This window comes from Pseudoalteromonas sp. 1_2015MBL_MicDiv, assembly GCF_002407505.1.
In the GTDB taxonomy this organism is placed as follows: domain Bacteria; phylum Pseudomonadota; class Gammaproteobacteria; order Enterobacterales; family Alteromonadaceae; genus Pseudoalteromonas; species Pseudoalteromonas fuliginea.
This window is the reverse complement of the sequence record NZ_CP012737.1, coordinates 751,855-771,891: the sequence shown is the minus strand read 5'-3', so window position 1 is coordinate 771,891 and position 20,037 is coordinate 751,855. Positions and strand designations below refer to the sequence as shown.

Here is a 20,037-nt window from a genome sequence, read left to right as displayed (position 1 = left end):
TTATAAACTGCCGCGAGCAAACTTAAACGCAGCAGCTTGCTGCGCTTGTTTAACAAGGTAAAACGCTTCTTTTAGTTGATGGCGCTCTAGTGAGTTTAATTTATTAGGATTAATACAATTACTTGGTAAACCTTCTTCGTTTATTTGTGTACTCAAACGAAGCTGCGTTAAAAACCGCCAGCAATCTTTTAGGTTGTATATATCTTCTTTGCTAAGCAATTTATGTTTGAGCAGTGCCTCTAGTCGCTCTTGGGTATTAGCTCGCTTAATACCCGCTTTTAAAGCGTATAACCGCACTATGTCATTTATAATTACGACACCGCGTTTTTTTAAATCTATGTATTTATTATTTTCATCGGTTTTTTCGGTTTTAAATTTATTAAATAAACCAATTGGCACGCTGTTACTACTTATGTCGGTTGCCATTGCAGCATAGAATAAGTCGTTACGCGATATACGAATTAGCTGCTCGCAAAAAGCGGTGTATAAAGCGTTTGAACCTTCAATAAAGCGCAGGTCAAAAAATATTTTACAATTAAGCATCGCATCTGGTGTGGGGCTTTTTATCCATTTAAAAAAGCGCTCGCTCCAGTCGTTTACGCTCATTCGGCACTCATCGCTGCTTGCCATAATATTACCTGGGCAACGCCTAATGCCGCATTCAACTAAGTTCTCACATACAAATTCCCCCATGCTTTTAAAGTAAGCTTGCTGATCAGTGCTTAAGTCGTTAGGAAGTAATAAGCCGTTATCTTGATCTGAGTGCAGAGTTTGCTCTTCGCGTGCTTGCGAGCCAAAGCAAATAAAACTAAAGCTGGTTGGCGCTGCGCCATGCTCTTCTTGAAATAAGTGAATAAGTCGCGATGTAAGCGCATCGGTTAATCCACTTAGTAATTTACCAATTAGCGATATGTCGTCAATGTTGTACGAAAAACCACGCAATAACTCAGGGATTTCTTTTGCATAGCGTTTTAAGTCAGTAATAGTGTGCGCTTTATAAATGCGCCCAATAAGCTGCACGGGGTCACTTTTTTGTTGGCGTAATAAGTCGGTGCTGGTTATCATTCCTATCGGTTTATGGTTTTCATCAAGAACCGGTAAGTGATGAATATTATGCTTAAGCATTAAGTGCAGCGCTGAAAACACTCGATTATTTTCAAATATAAACTTGGGCTTAGCGGTCATAATGCTACTTACTGCATCTTGGGGGTTTACCTCGTCGGCGAGTACGCGGTTACGTAAATCACGATCGGTAACCACGCCAACTAAATGTGCATGCTGCGTTATCATTATTGACGATACACCCTGCTGTTTCATTTTTTTAGCGCTTTGCCTAATGCTTGCATCAGGCGCAAGCGTAATCGCTGTGCGTGCCATCAACTCTGATATTTTACGCTCAGACCAGCTATCGTTTTTACTTTTATAATGCGATGACAACAACCGGTTAGCGTGAGCGCGTACAAAGTATTGCTCAAACGATTTATATTCTCTGCGTAAAAAATCAAAATGCGTTTGAGAGAGCATATACACTATGCCCTCTTTTTGTACCGCTAAACGGTTTTGAATCGCTTCCCCCGTTAGTAACGACGGGAAGCCAAAGTAATCACCTTGTGCTAAACGCGTAACAACGTCGCCTTTAGCATCAACTAAATCATACAAACCTGAGCGAATTAAAAATAGTTTAGGGTTTTCACTTTGCAACCACTGAGTTTGATTTTCGCGGGTGAGGTAAATAATGTCGAGGTGATTTACAAAATACTCGTATGCACTGCTATCAAGTAGGCTAAATGGTGCTTGCATGCAAACATATTGGGCTATTTCTTGTTGTTCTATGCTCATCGTTGTGATCATTAAAAAGTATACACAACACCAATGTACTCATTTTTTATACAAATAAAAAGCCCGACTTAAGTCGGGCTTTTTACGCTTTATTTTAAGTAATCTTAGTGATCGTGCGCTTCTGCCGATCCTTTAGGATTACGAATACCTTCTACCATTTCTTGAATTTCAACAGGTGTTGGTTGAGTAAATTTAAGAACAATTGCAGCAACTGCAAAGTTAATAATCATACCAATTAAGCCAATACCTTCAGGCGAAATACCTAAGAACCAATTTTCAGGGCTGTTTAGATCTGGACTAACAAACTTGAAGAAGATGATATACGCAGCAGTAAAGCCTATACCCGTTACCATACCGGCAACAGCACCTTCGCGGTTCATTGTTTTAGAGAATATACCCATAATAATTGCAGGGAAGAAACTCGCAGCCGCCAAGCCAAAGGCAAATGCCACAACCGATGCCACAAATCCAGGCGGGTTAATACCAAAGTACGCGGAGATAACAATAGCAACCATGGCTGCCAACCTCGCTGCAAGTAGCTCTTGCTTGTCGGTAATATCGGGCTTGAGGGTTCGCTTGAGTAAATCGTGCGAAACGGAGGTCGAAATAACCAGTAGTAAACCTGCTGTTGTAGATAATGCGGCTGCAATACCACCTGCTGCTACAAGTGCAATAACCCATGCTGGTAAGTTAGCAATTTCTGGATTTGCTAATACCATAATGTCGCGATCTACATTGACTTCATTAGCACTGTTCGGATCGGTAATTTTACCCGCCGTGTAGAACATTTCGCCATCGCCGTTTTTATCATCAAACGTGATTAATCCCGTACGTTCCCAATTTTTAATCCATGCAGGTGCTTCTGCGTAAGCTGTACCGCTACCGTCTTTACCATTAATGGTATCAACCATGTTTACTCGAGCAAAAGCTGCAACCGCAGGTGCTGTAGTATAAACAATCGCGATGAACACAAGAGTCCATGCGGCAGAAATACGCGTGTCTTTTACGCGAGGTACAGTGAAAAAGCGTACAATTACATGTGGTAAACCAGCAGTACCTACCATTAACGCACCAGTAATAGCGAACACGTCAATCATGCTCTTAGAGCCTTCGGTATATTGCGCAAAACCAAGTTCAGCGCTTAAGCCGTCTAGTTTATCAAGTACGTACACGCCGTCGCTGCCAATTAATGTGGCACCAAAACCGGTTTGTGGGAAAAAGTGACCCGTCATCATCATTGAGATGAAAATGGCTGGTACAAGGTAGGCAAATACAAGTACACAATATTGCGCTACCTGTGTATAGGTAATGCCTTTCATGCCGCCAAGTACCGCATAAAAGAATACAATCACCATACCGATGTAAACACCAGTTTCAATTTCTACTTCTAAAAAGCGTGAAAATACGACGCCTACGCCGCGCATTTGCCCTGCAATATAAGTAAAACAAATGAATATGGCACATACAATTGCCACCAAACGTGCGGTGCGTGAATAGTAACGGTCGCCAATAAAGTCAGGTACAGTAAACTTGCCGAATTTACGTAAGTAAGGTGCTAAACACATAGCTAATAGTACATAACCACCTGTCCACCCCATTAAGTAAACGCTGCCATCGTAACCTGCAAACGAAATAATACCCGCCATTGAAATAAACGACGCGGCGCTCATCCAATCAGCTGCTGTTGCCATACCATTAGCAAGAGGAGGTACGCCGCCGCCCGCGACATAAAATTCTTTAGTTGAACCCGCTCGGGCCCAAATTGCTATGCCGATATAAAGCGCAAAGCTTAAACCAACAATTAAAAACGTGAGTGTTTGAACATCCATTGCTTAGCTCCTATTCGTCTACGCCATATTTTTTATCTAACGTATTCATTTTGAAAACGTACACAAAAATCAAAGCAACAAAGGTATAAATCGCGCCTTGCTGGGCGAACCAGAAGCCAAGTTTAAACCCAAAAAAACGTACTTCATTAAGTACATCTACCAATAATATGCCAAAGCCAAAAGACACAATAAACCACACTGCTAATAGTTTAAATAACAGTGAAATGTTTTCTGCCCAATAAGCTTTTGCTTGTTCTTCATCTTTAAAAGCCATTTTTATTTTCCCCTTTAAGCACCGCAATATCGCGATGAGTGGTTTTTTATCTTCACTTACCAATTTAGCAATGCTGTCTCAAGATTGAATTGCGACCATAGTCGTAACAGCTTATTAACGTTTACGTAAACTGTATAAAAACAACTAAACCTAAATGGCTCTTTTTGTTATTTTTCAGCCTGTTAAGGCTTTTAAGTTGAGTTTTAGGGTTATAAAGAAGCTAAGTACTAAATTAATGCGACATTAGTCTAATGCTATAAGTTATTTTATTTTTATCTTTAATATTCAAAAAGATAAAAACAAAACTAAAATTATGATTTAAATTCAACCCTCACACTTAACCTGAGTTCTGGTATTGTGTTAATCCCTCATAGGGTTGGGGGGCTATTTTAAATAATAAGGTTTAATAACAACATGACTGCCGTACTCATTATTGTTGCTTTAGGATATATAGGTGTGCTGTTTTGGCTGGCTAACTGGGGTGATAAAACGACGCCTTTAGCAAAACGCATTAGCCACCACCCTTTTGTTTACTCATTTTCATTAGGTATTTATTGTACTTCATGGACCTACTATGGGTCAGTAGGAACTGCGGCGACTAGTAGCTGGAGCTACTTACCTATTTTGCTTGGTCCTGCATTGTTGTTTTTTTTCGGACAAGGCTTTTTACGTAAATTAGTGTTGGTGAGTAAAAAACAAAACATAACCACTATTGCCGATTTCATCTCTGCTCGTTACGGTAAGCGCCAAACTACTGCAATTATGGTAACAGTTATCGCGTTACTGGCGACTATTCCTTATATCGCACTACAACTAAAAGCACTCAGTACCAGCTTTTTACTTTTGCAAAACAGTAATAAAATATCCGGCGATATGCTCGCGCTTTCTGCCACATTAATTATGGCTTTATTTGCTATATTTTTTGGTACGCGCAAAGTCGATGTGACCGAATATCGCTCAGGCTTAATGCTTGCTGTTGCCTTTGAATCAATGATTAAACTTATTGCACTTATGGCTGTGGCAGGACTTGCCATATTTACACTATTTAATTTGCCCGAATCAACCTCAAGTAAAATCACCGAATCAATTTGGGATCACTGGAGCGATTTTAACTTTTTCAGTTTTAACTTTATTGGTCAGTCGTTAATGGCTGCAGCTGCCATTATATGCTTACCACGCCAATTTCATGTCACCGTTGTAGACAACCAAAATAAACGTCATTTATTTACTGCTCGCTGGGCTTTTCCTCTGTATTTGTTATTGACTGCTGCGATGATTTTACCCATTGCAACTGCTGCTATCCATCCTGAAATCGGCAGTGGTTATTCCCCCGACAGCTTTGTACTTGCCCTACCATTAATTAACGACAATGCATTTTTAACCACTTTTGTATTTATAGGCGGGTTGTCTGCCGCCACCGCAATGATAGTGGTCGCAACACTTACATTAAGTACTATGATCTCAAATGATGTTGTATTGCCATTAATATTACGCCGTAAATTTAAACGTAACTTAATTACCACCAGCTACAAATCGCAAATTTTATTGGTAAGACGTTTTACCATTGCCGGTATTCTAATTTTGGCTTATTTTTATCAACAATGGTTTGGCCACAGCAGTGCATTGGCGAGTATGGGGCTAGTGGCATTTTCACTCGTTACGCAATTATTGCCCGCTATTGTTGGCGGTTTATACTGGCGAAAAGGTCATGCTTACGGTGTTTATGCTGGTTTAATAGCTGGCATTATTTGTTGGGTGCTATTTTTAATGCTACCTATTTTAGATGCAGGCAACACCTTAAATAGTGAATTACAACAAACACTCATAACACGCGGGACGCTCATTGCCTTATTTGCCAATATTGGTTGTTATATTAGCTTTTCATTAGGCGCAGAAGAGCGTCTAATCGATAAAATTCAAGCAGCTGCATTTGTTAACCCAAAAGATCAGGCCATTTTAGCAAGGCGTTTAAATAAAGATGTAAAAGCCACGGTTTACGATTTTAAAATACTACTGCAAACTTTTTTGGGTATTCAGCGTAGCCAACAAGTCCTCGCGCATTACGCATTGGCACATCATTTAAGTGACAACAACGCTCACCCTGAACCTGAATTTATTGCTTATTGTGAGCGTGCTCTTACGGGTGTGTTGGGCGCCTCATCGGCACAAGCATTAATACATACGGTATCGTCGGGTAAGCGCATGGCGTTTGAAGAGGTTGTAAACTTTTTTGACGAAACGACACAAGCACTGCAGTTTAATCAAAATTTATTGTTTACCTCGCTCGAAAATTTAAGTCATGGTATTTCAGTAGTCGATAAAGACTTAAAACTTGTTGCATGGAACAAACGCTATGGTGAAATGTTTGGCTACCCAGAGGGCTTTTTAGAAGTAGGCCAACATATTGAAGATATTATTAGGTACAACGCCAACCGTGGTGAATGTGGCCCAGGCGAAATAGAACGCCAAGTAGAAAAACGCGTGCAGCATTTAAAAAATGGCAGTTCCCATCATTTTATTCGCCACCGCCGTAACGGCCAAGTATTTGAGATGATTGGTAACCCGCTGCCTGATGGCGGTTTTGTTACTAGCTTTTCGGATATTACAAATCATATAAGCACACAAAATGCCCTTGAAGAAGTAAACATGGATCTTGAAAATCGCATAGAAGCACGCACCCAAGAAGTACAAACAATTAATAAAGACTTACAAGCACAAATAGACAGTCGCGTACAAACAGAGCAAGCACTTACTTTAGCCAAGCGTGAAGCAGAGAAAGCTAACGACAGTAAAACGCGATTTTTAGCGTTGGCAAGCCACGATATTTTACAGCCGCTTAATGCAGCGCGTTTATACCTTGCTGCTATTGACGAAAAGCAGCTCGATAGCACCAACCAAAATAACTTTGATAAATTGGGCGACAGCCTCGACTCAACCGTGCATTTAATGTCAGCTTTGCTCGAAATAGCCAAACTAGAACAAGGCGCGATGACCCCAACGCCTCGCCATTTTTGCATTGATGAAATTTTAGCGCCATTACAAAGCGAATACGCAATATTATCTAGTGATAAAGGGCTTAAACTAACGGTGCGTTCAAATCAACAAATCGTACACAGCGACATAACCTATTTACGCCGAATTATTCAAAACTTAGTATCTAATGCCGTTAAGTACACTGACAAAGGCCGTGTATTAATTGCTTGTAGAAACCGTAAACACAACCTACTGATAGAAGTATGGGACACCGGCCCAGGTATTAGCGAAGTTGAGCAAGCCAAAATATTTAACGACTTTTACCGTGTTGAATCGGGTGATAACAAAGGCGTTGGCTTAGGCCTTGGCGTAGTGAAGCGAATGGCTGACTTACTTAGCTTGCCATTGCATGTACGCTCAGAGCCCAATAAAGGCAGTCGCTTTAGTGTTGAAGTACCTTATGGCGATAAGCTGTTCGTACAGCAAAAAAACACTGCAAGTAGCCAAATAGAAAACCGCGCAGCAATTAATATAATAGCCGTAGACGACGACCCCGAAAATTTAGCCGCCATGGCGAGTTTACTTAAAAAATGGCAAGCTAATTACACACTATTTGATAATGTAGATAGTGTACTCACTTATGCTAAACAAAATGGCGCACCCGATGTTATTTTAATGGATTATCAACTAGGCAGTGACTGCGATGGAATAACACTAATTAAAACCTTGCGCGAAATTTGGCAAAGCCAAGTACCTGCTATTTTAATTACCGCAGTACGCGACACAGAGCTTAAACAAGAAACCAAAGCGGCTAATATTCATTACTTAAGTAAGCCAATTAAACCAGGAAAACTAAAAGCACTGCTTAATCACAGCACATAATAAGCGAGCAAAAGGTGTTTAAGTAAAAATAGCGTAAAACAAAAAGCCCAGTATCTTCACTGGGCTTTGCTTTATAAAGTGTTCATAAAGTTAAACTTGATTTACTCGGCTTCTAAGCTTTTGGAACAACCAACTTAACCCCACCAACGAAAGCCCTAATCCAATAAATGAAAGCGCTTTAAGTAAGCCCTCCAAGTTAGCCATATCAATTAAAAACACTTTAACAATAACGGCAGCTAGTATGCCTAGGCCTACTTTTTGTATTAATAATTGATTTTTTAAATGACCAAAAATAACAGTACCCGCCCCCAATAATAACCAAATAACAGAGTAGCTATAAAGCTCTGCATTACTCGCCCCTTTTGATAGGTAAATGTAAGGGCCTTGCCAATATTGGCGAATAAAGCTGTTTATAGCCAATAATATAAAACCACCCGCAACGGCCAATATAAATGGCGTAGCTTTAGCATTTATTGGCTTTACAAGCTTGGCCAGCCAAAGCGTTAATCCTGCAGGTACTAACCACAATAGTAATAACCAGTTAAATATTGGCAGCTCACCTATGTAAAGTGATTCAAATAATGGGTTGTCGTCAAGCAGTGTTTTAATAGCAAAAAGCCCCGCTAACCCTGCAAGTGCAAAACCCGCCACTTTATATAACTTAGCTAAAGTACCGGTAAGTTTTGCTCTGTGTAAGTACACGCACCCTAATGCCAGCCAGTTACAGGTAAGGAGTATTTGTTCGTAAAAGTTAAGTGAATCAAATTGCGGATAATGCCCTACTAGCTGATAACTTGTTTCGGTTGTAATAAAAAGTGCTAAACAATGAAGCGCCGCACCCTCTAACCATACTTTTAATTGAGATGTGTTAAAGCACCTAGCTGCGGCAAAAAATAACGCAATACATAACGGATAAACCACAATACTCCAATGCAAACCAAATACCGTTAACGCATCGTAGCTTGGTGTCCAAGGTGAAAGCGTAAGGCGCAGTAACAACGCAGCAACCAAGGCTTTTATAGGCCAATGCGGCATAGGCACGCTATAGCGCTTAATAAGCACGCTTATAAGTAATACTTGTACAGCAAGTGCAATGGTTAAGCCGCTGTCACTGAGTAGCATGGTAATTGCTAACGTAATATTGGCATTAGCGCCTACCCAATAAGTAAAACGCTGAAATAGCGTTGTATTATGCTGCGCGAGCTTTATTAAAACAGCCGCCACTACAAACAATACAACGGCCCAAAGTGGATATGCAGTACTTAACGCAGAGTTAGGAATAAGCGCATATAAAGCCGCTATCATTACAAATACACTAAATGCCCCCGTTATATGAAACGCTAAACGCTTAGATTGCTTTTTACCGTAATAAAGCCCGTAAACTGTAAGTAACAACCCGAGTAATAAACCCAAACCGTATTCATTTTTGAATATAAAGAGTGCGTCATCAAATAGGTTTGGCGACAAATGCGTGCGCTCAGCACTCATAACTAATAGCGTTGAAATAACTAACACTACGCCCTGCCAAATATCCCAGCGGCTATTTTTAAGGACTAAAAATAGCACCAAACCAATACTTAACACGCCGACTGTTTGCCACTGCATATCAAAGTGACTTATCAACATGGTAAATATTAAGGGCGCTATAAAAGCGAGTAATAAGAGATGATCTGGGAGCACTTTAATTAAGCGCTTTAAACTGTGCGGGCGATGTTCAATAACATTCAGTTTTAGACCTAAGCGTGGTATAGCAATTAGCCCTATAATACTAAGTAAAGCAAACGTCCCCATTAACCAAACGGTATTAATTTTAAGTAATGTAAAACCAACTAAATACCAGCCAATGTGCCCTGCCCATAATAAATACCACAACCAAGCTCGCTGTACTTTATGTGCAACTAACGCAGCCGACAAACTTACAAAACCAACATACATAAATAATGCAAACAAGTTACCACTGCCTGTACTAACCCATATTGGTACACTATAAGCGCCAATAATACCTAATACAGCCAATAATGGGCCTAGCCTAAGCGCCATTGCACTTGCACTAATCGCAATAACAGCCAGTGCAAAAAATGCCACGGTAGGGCTAAGCATAGCGTAGCTACTGTAAGCTAAAAGCGTTAAAGCAAAACAGGTAATAAACCCGCCGCTGGCAAGCGCTGCGGGAATGTAATTATTAAAGCCTTCAAATACAATGCGTTTATGGTGTAAATAAGCCGCAGCTGCAATTAAGCTAAGCCCAAATAAGCCACCTAAACTCAGCCTCATTACAGGCGATAGTAATCCCGCTTCTAGGCTGTATTTAGCTAAAAATATGCCACCAAACGCAAGCGCTATTGCGCCAATCCAGGTCATCCAATTCTCTTCAAACCCTGTACGTAGTTTATTAAGTAATAATTCGATAGGAGATGGTGTTTTGCGTTTTGTTTTAGCTGTGCTGTTAATACTGGATTTAACCGCTATTTGGGGTTCAGTGGCTAGATTTGTGCATATGGGTTCTGGTTTATATACTTTGGCTGAAGCAATCACAGGCTGGTTATGTGCAATATTTGCATCGACACATTGAGTTTGTTTTTGCACTACGGCATTTGATTGTAACTCATTCACTTTTGCTTTTAAAAAAGCAATATCTTGCTTCAAACTCTTTAATTGTATAAGCGCAATTAATCCACAAATAGCGCCCCCCACAACTACCAATATAAGTATTACTGCTAAACCGATTAAATCATCCATGGCACACTCTGTAGTTATTCATTTACAGCGGCTATAGTACCTATTTTTTATATTATCTACATTAATAATGTGTTTTACACTATTAATTAACCAGAACTCGGGTTAAGAGATTTATTAACGTATTGAATCATGGTGATATTTAAATTTATTTCTCTAGGCAGAGGTTTTCAGTGAGAACAAGGCGAATTTACGCGTCAATAGCGGCCCATTGCAAGTAAATTCAACGCAGTTAGCGCTAAAAATAGCGGCTCATGATAGATTTATTATCCAGAGTTCAGCTTAATTAGCATCAATAAATAATACAAAAGCCAAGCACAGCTTGGCTTTTGTTGTATTAAGCTTTTATATTATTGTGTGCGTTTTTTAAACCTAAATTGCCCCTCATCTATCAACCCACCACTTAAGTTTCGCGGCGTTGTATAAAAACTAACTTTAAGTTGATCTTGTTGATTATCAATATTTATGTGACTAAAGCCCCAAACAAAGCTCTTTGACCACACTAAATCATACTCCGGATATTTTTGGGCTTGAAACTGTGCAAATGGGGAATGTTTGCCACGCATTTTTGAAGCTGCACCAGATATTATAAGCGGTAATTTGCCATGACTACTGCCGCTATCAAACTCAGAGCAATCATCAGTTAACAGTTCTAAATCATGTTCATGACCCGCAATATAGCCATCAGCATATTTACATAGTGTTGGCATTAGTAAACGCCGTAACACATGTCCTTCTGTGTATTTTGTACCACCAATTGACCATAAAATATGATGCCCATACACTAACTTCCACTTAGCCGTTGAGTTAGCAATTTCTTTTTTTAACCATGCTAGTTGCTTAATATCTTCGCCATTTTTCGGTCCTTCGTGCTTATCATGAACTTCAAGCTTGGCTGCACCACTTTTAATTGCTTGTTGTTCATTACCTTCACTGCCATCAGGGTTAAGCGGCACTTTATAGTATGTTTGCCCCGCCAACAGCATATTTGTATCTAAAACGAAAAATTCTACGTCGTTACCTGGCGTCCCTTTTTTATAACTGTAGTACCCTTGTTCACCCATAAAAAAATTAGGTTGTTGCGCCATCCACTCAGTTTGTAATGCCACCCCTTTTCGAGAGCTGCGCCAGTCATGGTTACCTAAAGCAGAATATACAATCAAAGATGGATCAGCATCGAACAAAGGTTTCAAAGGGGCATAAATTAAATCATGTAAACGTTTTTGATCATCTTTACCATCATTAGCATCTGCGCCATCGGGGTAAACATTATCGCCTAATTGAATAGCAAACTGACACTCTTTGCTTTCACATAATTTAGCCATAGCTAGGCCAACCGCTTGTGCACCACCTTGTTCGGTTGCTATATCTGTCCCCGGATACACATAAATAGGAGCATGATCAAACTCTTTACGTGGTCGATAATCTTCAAGCCAATCTTGTAATTCTTTGGCTATAAATTCAGTTTTGTTTTTGGGGTTTTTAATCTGTTTCTTTTTGGGGTAGTCAACGTGATAGCCGCCATCCCCAAAAGCGATAAAATTTATATTTTTACTAGGTGTTTTTTCAGCCTGCGCACTGCACGCACTAAGTAACATACAACAAGCAAATGCAAGTGGTGAAAGAAGTAATTTGTTCATCATTTTATATTCCACAAAAAGGCCTACTTATATCAAGTAGGCCTTTTTAGTTGTGTAAATTAAAGAGAGTTAATAGTAAACCCTAGCTCATAAGTACGACCGTATGATTCATATTGGTAGTTGTATTTACGCTCACCATGATAAAGATACAAAGGCTCATCGGTTAAGTTTTTCGCATTAAAGTAAACATTAACAGAATCATTTATAAAGTACTTACCGCTGAAATCTAATTGCGTGTGACTATCTTCATATACATTCATGTCAGCATCTTCAAATTGGAAGCTTTCACTCTTATAAGATGCGCTCAAACGAGTGCTAATTACATTGTTTTCATAACCAACAATAAAGTTACCTATTTTATCTGCTTGATTTGGTAAGTCATCGTCAGCATTAATAAATGTGCCATTTGCACTAATTAAAAAACCAGAATCAAACGTTTTACTCCAGTTAAGTTCAAGCCCTGTTAGTGATGCAGAGCCACCATTAACCATTTGCACAACTTCTTGGTAACCATTCCATTGGCCGTTATCTTGTACTTCTTGCTGAACAATATAGTTGTCGATATCTTTGTAGAACAGCCCCGCTGAAAGTACCCCAATACTATCTGGGTAGTATTCAATAGAGGCATCGAGATTCATTGATTCATAAGGGTCTAAATCGGGGTTCCCCACTTCAGCTTTACGCTCAACGGAAATTACGCCGTCATCTTCACTGCTTTCAGATTCAATTAACTGAAACGCCGCAGAATCTTTAAATGAAGGACGTGCAATTGTATTTGTATAGGCAAAACGAGAGACTAATTTATCACTGTGCTCATAGCGCATATTTAAACTAGGTAAAAAATGATCATAATCTTTTGTGGCTTTCCAAGGTGTGCTTGTAACTACTTCCGTATCGTTTACATCGTCAGTTAATAGCGCGACCTGATTACCTTCAGTATCAAATTGAGTTCCTTCATAACGAAGGCCTGCGACAATTTGTAACTTATCAATATCTAACGTTACCATTGCATAAGCTGCAACAATATCTTCATTACTGGTATAACTTGCACCATCGGACTCAACTTGTGAGTCGTTTTCGTTCAGTTCAAATGCACCACGATTATTATTCACAAATTGACGGATAGCTGAACGATTTAGACCTGGACCAAATTCTCCTAAATCATAGTCGGGGGCAGACGCAGCGAAGTCACTTGCGAGTGCTCCTTGTAAGTCATCCTTATAAATCCAAACATTTACATCGTTACGTTTTTCACGGCTTTGATATTTAGCGCCAAACTTGAATTCACCATTGTTATTATTCCAAACAAAATCACGACTGAAATCAACCTTAAAGGTCATTGCTTCATCTTCACTAAGATTGTCGTTAGCCTCGACTTTATCTAAAACAAAATTGCTCATGTCGTTAGTATTAGATGATTGAGATAAGCTTGGTATTTCACTTTGTGCAATATAACCCAAATCAAGCCCTTCACCCGCAAAGCTTACATCTAAGCGATCTGGCTCTTTTTCGTCTGACTTTGAGTAACCGACGCTGTATTGAACAAACCAATTGTTTAATTGATGCTCGCCACCTGCGACCAATGACAAAATGCTTTGTTCTTCATAACGATCTTTCGTATCTCGGTCCATTTCAGCGTCAGAAAAAGAAGCGCTGTTATTATCATGTGTATTAACTTGGCCATCGCTAAACTTAAACTCTTTACGCTGGCGGTATTCATCATCCGAGAAATCACTGTAAAGTGTGCGTAAATAGTATCGATTTGCTACACCACTGTGTAAATCAAAGTTAAGCGCAGCACCTAAACGCTCACGTGTAATTTGATATTGGCGTTGCTCAATCTCTTCTGCTCCAAAGATTTTTATATCTTCACCCGTAGCGTCATCTTCAACTTTAAATTCGCTCCAGCCACCATCAGTTTCAACATTACGAGAACCAAAGTCACGTTTAAACCATGAAATAGCTGTCGCTACCCCTAAATCCAAACCGTTATTGAGTTCATAAACATCTGTAAAACTTGCCGAAAGTTTAGGGCTAGTGTCCGACTCAAGTTCATTATATGAACCTTGTGCGGTGAAGCTATAACTCTGCCCTGATTTATCAAAAGCACTTAAACTTTTAACTTCAATAGAGCCACCAATCGCACTTGCATCCATGTCGGGTGTGACCGTTTTACTTACTTCTAAACTTTGAATTAATTCACTTGGAATAACATCCATTGCCACACTGCGAACCCCAGCCTCGGGAGAAGGTACATTAAGGCCATTCACGGTCACATTATTTAAATTAGGATCGATACCACGAATACCAACAAAACGTCCTTCACCTTGGTCTCGCGCTATAAAAACCCCCGGCAGGCGTTGTAAAGCTTCCGCTGCATTTTGATCTGGGAGCTGACCAATTGAATCAGCACTTACCACTGACTTTAGGTTACTGGCATTTTTTTGTCTGTTAATTGCGCCAGCTTGCCCTGCACTTTGACCATAGACAATAATATTATCAATCGCATCCTCTTGCTCACCTATTATTATTTGTTGCGTGAACACGTTTTCATCAACAATTTTTATTTTTTTCTCTACCGAGGATGCACCAATATAATCAACCATTAAGGTGTAATCCCCTGCTGGTAGATTATTAAATGAGAAAGTACCATCACGCCCGCTGACTGTTTTTAGGTTTAGTTCTTTTAAAGTAACTTTTGCACCACCAAAGTAAACACTTTGACTTGAATCGGTAATGCGTCCTTTAACGGCGCCATCAGCTAAAACTGGGGTTGTATATAAAATACCACAACATGCTAATGCGAGACTCGACTTAATAAAAGGTGATGATTTAAAAGGGTTCATAATGTTTCTCTTAATTGCTGCTTATGATTAATAGGCCATACTGGCTCGGCACGGACATCCTAATTACAGAAGATGAATTAAATATGTCAGTGTTTTTTATCTCCTATTTAAACCATGTGTTTATGTTGTTTTTTTTTACAAAAAAACGACAACGTGAGCTAATTTGACTCCCCTTAATTTACCTATAATTACGGTTTGATAATAAAAACTACAAACAAAATAGAGCTAAAATAATAAACGATTAAATATGTTGAGCTGTTCAGACTCTAACTTAACTAAGACATCTGTTTACGACCAAAATACAACCTGTCTCAATCAACAAACAAACCTGTTATTTTTAATCAAAAAAAAGCCCCAAGTAAAAAATACTCAGGGCATGTAACTATTTTTAAAACTAACTATTCAACACTATCGGTGATCGTACGTTCTAAGGTCATTTTATAACCTGAACTCGTTGTTGTATCGTGCTCTAAGATAAGTATGTAGTTTCCTTCTTGCGTAAAGTCCATATCGCTTTGTTGGATAAGCACGATTTGCTGCCCGTTATCCTCAAATACTGCATAAACAGTGTAAATCTCGTTGTCTACGACTTGCTCTTCTTGATCGTATTTATCAAGCCCATCAACAACATTACTTGTGTCTTCTACTGTTTCACCGTTAAGTGTAAAGTACACGTCAACTTCAGAGACTGATTGACCTGCATAATTTTCAATTAAATTTACAACTGATACCGTATGACTATAACTGCTAGGCGTAAGGTTTTCTTCTACGCTCATCATACGAGGACCATTTTCTTCGTCGTTATAAAAAATCCCCACTGCACTTTGTTCACGCTCTAACGTCATTAAAAAGTTATCAGCAAGCTTGGTGCCTTCTTCGTCATACATAGCAACACTGTAGCTGTTAGGCGATAATTCAACATAGTTAGTATAAGTATCGTTGGCTACTGTATCTGTTGTTAACTCTGTAGTACCACGAGTAATTGAGAAGCTAACAGGTGAATAGCTATCCATTGTATTAATGAATCGTAATTGGCCTTGTGCATCTTGATGATTTAGCTCCGTGACATAGTTATTATCAGTCACTATATCAAGCGTAATACCGTTTTTTTCGGTTGCATAGCTTGGACGGATCATAGCAACGTAGCTTGCTTCGTCGTAGTAATAAACTGAAGGTGATTCAAAAATAACATCCGAACTACCTGCCGCTGTCACATAAATTGTATAATACCCTTCTTCAAGTGTTTGCAGATCGGGCTCAGTCAAATACTGCGCAGAGGCAAATAATGTTGCGCTTTCAAATACACCATCATCCGTAGCTATATAAATATCATAGTTATTATTTTCATTCGTGGTATTAAAAAAACCTAAGTTAAATTCATCAGTGTCACTAGAGATAGGCACGCTAAGCTCTGTGAATATAGGCTCAGCAAAATCGCCACTCATCACAATTAATTGCGTTTTATCACCTTTAATCGACACTTCTTGTTCACTAATGGTTATGTAACTGTCGTTGGCATCAAGGTACTCAAAACTTACATCATAAGTGTCAGTACTGTAGTTGTGACGAGTAGTTACATCAGCAAAGTCAGTACCTGAACGCTCTGTTTCATCAATAAATAGTCGAGTGTATGGGCTGTTATAAGAGCCATTATATAATTGAATATAACCGGTATCACTTGAGCTATCATCGGAGCCACAACCGGCTAAGATAGAGATTAAACTAAGTGCTAAAGCAGCTTTAAACAGGGAGTTGGTCATTAGAGTTATTCCTTATTATTAAAATCCCTTTTATGACTCGAATACCCTATTTTAATTTCATAATTTACAAAGCATTACTCGCACTGACACTTCCTGACGTAAACGTTAAAAAGTGTATGAAAGTGTCTTTAATATTGATAATAGATTACAAAAGGGAAAGTTTGAGGGACAACCACATCAAATGCTTAGCGTTTTAACGTCTGCGTTTAGAGGTTGAAAAGATCAGCTCACTACATACCTATTACGGCCAGTTTCTTTTGCTTTATACAAAGCAAGATCAGCTCGCTTCATTACCTCATCAAACAACTCTCGTTCAATGCGTTGTGCAATACCTATGCTTACAGTTATAAAGCGGTCATTTTTCACATTAATTGTATGGGCGAGTTCTAAAATAGTTTGGGAAAAATCAGTCACATCATTAATATTACTTGGGGGGAAATAACCGGCAAACTCTTCACCACCAATTCGAGCAAAAACACTCGTGTCATCAAATAAAGCATTCACTTTATAGGCAAACTCTTTAAGTATTTTGTCTCCCATATCGTGACCGAAGTCATCATTTATAGATTTAAAATGATCTATATCAATTATTAAAAGAGTGTATGCGGGTGTCGTCACATTTTTCACATATCGATAAAAACAACGCCGGTTATGCACATTAGTCAAATCATCCATAATGAGCTCTTTAGCTAATCGATTATGCATTTTTTGTATAAATAACATAGTTTTAAACAAGCCAAAAGCGGTTATTGCCATGCCTATAGTTCGGCATAAATCTTCAACATACAAACTTACCCAGTAAGGCGGTATAACTACCTCATCAAGCACATCAGCCGTAATACCGACAATCCATAATAACAATCCAGTGCTTACATAAAAATATGCTTTTTTAGCTAACTTTGAGCACTGTACAACCCAGAAAATAGCAACAATGACTATTAAATTAATAATATCCGTCGTAAAACCATAAATATTATTTTTAAAATCTAAAAAAGGGAAATTCATTAAAGAATAAGTAGAAAACACCAAAATATAGGAAAGAAGTATAAACATTAAAAGCTTATTCAGCTTAGTGAGATGGACAAAGCGACTTAACTTTATACTGACTATTTCGGGATTCATTATCGTCCAATTTTACGTTAGGCTATATGAGCAACACGTAAAATTATAACACACGTTCAAAATTCAGATACAAAACCACTGCATTAAATGAGTGTACTTACCCCCCATGTCCCTAGTATTAAAACACTTAAACCAATCATAGCCTTAGTTTTATGTTTACTAATTATCCATTCAGCTTGATTACCCGCGTAATACACAATAATAGCCAAACTAAAATAACGAATAGAACGTGCAATAGCACTGGCTAACAAAAATAACCAAATTGAATATTTAGTTGCACCAGCAGCAAGCATCGCTATTTGAAAAGGGATTGGTACAATACCAAGCGTTATAACAAACCAAAAACCTTGTTCTTGCATTTGTTGCTGAACATTTTTAAATTGCTCAGGTGTTGAAAACGTATTAATGATCCAATCACCAACGGCGTCAAATAGGTAATAACCCAAAGCATAGCCAAACAGAGCTCCCACAACACATCCCAAAGTAGCCATAAATGCAATAAGCCAAAGTTTTTCACGTCGAGCTTGCATTAATGGCACTAAAACAGCCTCAAGTGGAATAGGGACTATAGTCGACTCTAAAAAAGACGCAACGGTAATACCACTTAACATATGCTTAGAATCTATAAATTGACGTGTTTTTTGTTTAAGCTTTTTTTGAATAGCCATTATAATTCCCTTCTATAATTTAAACTCTCGACAATATAAAGCAGAGGACTTTATTTCTATTTATCAGACACTTAAAAAACAAATATAAAGTCTATTTCACCTAAAAAACCACTACTGTAAATTTAACCTACAGAGATAAACCCACCAAAATCGAATGCTAATAAAGTTAAATTAACCTGAGATCTGGTTAAGATATTTACCAACGTATTGAATTATAGTGATATGTAAATTTATATTCTCTAGCCAGAGATTTTCAGTGAAAACAAGACGAACTTACGCGTCAATAGCTGGCCTGTTGCAAGTAAATTCAACACAGTGAGCGCTGAAAATAGCTGCTTGAGATAGATTTATTATCCACAGTTCAGGTTAAATTAACCTCCCTACAATCCAAGTAACAATATAACTAACTTGCGAAGTATCATCGCATATTCAGCTTAATACAGGATGAAAATACATATTTATGAGCAAGTCGCTATTTACTACATATGTTTCGCCTTATAAGCAATAAACGTTACAAGCTAAGTCCAAGGTTTTTACTGAAAACATATTCATGTAAAAAATACACCAATTAAATGAAAATGATATTGCGAATTATTCGCATTTATATATAATATGGCGAAATTATTCCCGCTCAACTGTATTATTTGTTTACTTAATTAGGAATTTATTATGCGTTTAAAAAAACTATTAACAGGTGTGATGCTACTCACAGTCTGTGCAACAAGTTATGCCCACACTCCTTATTTAGCGCCCTACTCTTTTGATGAATCAAGTCAAGATAACGTTACTTTAGACGCTGCTTTTGCAGAGAAATTCTTTGTTCCTGAGCTTGCGTTTAATAACAGTATTTTTACTGTAATTACTCCTAATGGTGAAACCATAAATCCTGATAATGTTGTGAAATTGCATTTACGTATGGTTGTAGAGCATCAGCTAAAAGAAGAAGGTACTTATCGCTTTAGCACAGGTAAACGCTTAGGCCGTGTGTTTAAAATGTATGAAATAAACGGTGAAAGAAAATCGCTAGAAAACCCAATGGATGCAATCCCTGAGGGAGGAAAGTTACTCGCCTTTTTCCAATCACTCACCTTAGCTGAAAGTTATGTAACCAAAGGTGCCCCAAGTGAAACAGCCCTAAAACCTTACGGTCAAGGCTTAGAGTTTGTTGCTAAAAGCCACCCTAATGAACTTTTTGTTGGTGAACGTTTATCAATGGTTAGCGTGTTTAATGGAAAACCACTGGCTGACTTAACTGTTGATGTTTTTCAGGCGAACGATCAATTTAGCAATGATAAACCTTCCATCTCATTAAAAAGTAACGATAAAGGCGAGTTTAGCTTTATGCCACAAAAACAAGGCGTATACCTTTTACGTGCACGTTATAAAAGTGATGCACCTAAAGGCTCTCCGGCTCCTCAAATCAGTAATACCTACACCCTTGTTGTTGAAGCGACAGAATAAACGAGAA

At 38.6% G+C, this 20,037-nt stretch carries 11 protein-coding genes; 2 read left to right on the top strand and 9 right to left on the bottom strand.

The features are described 5' to 3' along the window. The 3 genes from AOR04_RS03370 to AOR04_RS03360 all read right to left on the bottom strand — a co-directional run bounded on the left by AOR04_RS03370 (position 1) and on the right by AOR04_RS03360 (position 3,942). On the bottom strand, positions 1-1,839 hold the full coding sequence (locus AOR04_RS03370) for a DUF294 nucleotidyltransferase-like domain-containing protein (RefSeq protein ID WP_096792545.1): 1,839 nt from the start codon (positions 1,837-1,839) through the stop codon (positions 1-3). Between the two features lie 104 nt (positions 1,840-1,943). Next, on the bottom strand, positions 1,944-3,668 hold the full coding sequence (locus tag AOR04_RS03365) for a sodium:solute symporter family protein (RefSeq protein ID WP_096792544.1): 1,725 nt from the start codon (positions 3,666-3,668) through the stop codon (positions 1,944-1,946). Positions 3,669-3,678: 10 nt separating this feature from the next. Further along, entirely contained in the window at positions 3,679-3,942 is a 264-nt protein-coding gene (locus AOR04_RS03360) for a DUF4212 domain-containing protein (protein ID WP_007377498.1), read from the bottom strand. Positions 3,943-4,356: 414 nt separating this feature from the next. Here AOR04_RS03360 and AOR04_RS03355 point away from each other — a divergent pair, with 414 nt between their 5' ends. Further along, entirely contained in the window at positions 4,357-7,797 is a 3,441-nt protein-coding gene (locus tag AOR04_RS03355) for a PAS domain-containing hybrid sensor histidine kinase/response regulator (protein ID WP_096792543.1), read from the top strand. Between the two features lie 90 nt (positions 7,798-7,887). Here the strand turns inward: AOR04_RS03355 and AOR04_RS03350 are convergent, their stop codons facing one another. The 6 genes from AOR04_RS03350 to AOR04_RS03325 all read right to left on the bottom strand — a co-directional run bounded on the left by AOR04_RS03350 (position 7,888) and on the right by AOR04_RS03325 (position 18,569). Next, on the bottom strand, positions 7,888-10,536 hold the full coding sequence (locus tag AOR04_RS03350) for a DUF2339 domain-containing protein (RefSeq protein WP_096792542.1): 2,649 nt from the start codon (positions 10,534-10,536) through the stop codon (positions 7,888-7,890). Positions 10,537-10,883: 347 nt separating this feature from the next. Continuing rightward, complete coding sequence (locus AOR04_RS03345) at positions 10,884-12,176, bottom strand: metallophosphoesterase (protein ID WP_050482465.1); 1,293 nt, start codon at positions 12,174-12,176, stop codon at positions 10,884-10,886. A 56-nt stretch (positions 12,177-12,232) separates the two neighbouring features. Beyond that, positions 12,233-15,019, bottom strand: a complete 2,787-nt coding sequence (locus tag AOR04_RS03340; RefSeq protein WP_096792541.1) for a TonB-dependent receptor — start codon at positions 15,017-15,019, stop codon at positions 12,233-12,235. A gap of 398 nt (positions 15,020-15,417) precedes the next feature. Then, complete coding sequence (locus AOR04_RS03335) at positions 15,418-16,779, bottom strand: hypothetical protein (protein ID WP_096792540.1); 1,362 nt, start codon at positions 16,777-16,779, stop codon at positions 15,418-15,420. 222 nt (positions 16,780-17,001) lie between these two features. Further along, positions 17,002-17,832, bottom strand: coding sequence for a GGDEF domain-containing protein (locus AOR04_RS03330; RefSeq protein ID WP_096792539.1), 831 nt, complete (start codon positions 17,830-17,832; stop codon positions 17,002-17,004). Between the two features lie 152 nt (positions 17,833-17,984). Next, the gene (locus tag AOR04_RS03325; protein WP_096792538.1) at positions 17,985-18,569 is read right to left on the bottom strand and encodes a YqaA family protein; all 585 of its coding nucleotides are present in this window, start codon (positions 18,567-18,569) and stop codon (positions 17,985-17,987) included. Between the two features lie 669 nt (positions 18,570-19,238). Here AOR04_RS03325 and AOR04_RS03320 point away from each other — a divergent pair. Next, positions 19,239-20,030, top strand: a complete 792-nt coding sequence (locus tag AOR04_RS03320) for a DUF4198 domain-containing protein (protein ID WP_007378240.1) — start codon at positions 19,239-19,241, stop codon at positions 20,028-20,030. Positions 20,031-20,037: the final 7 nt, after the last annotated feature.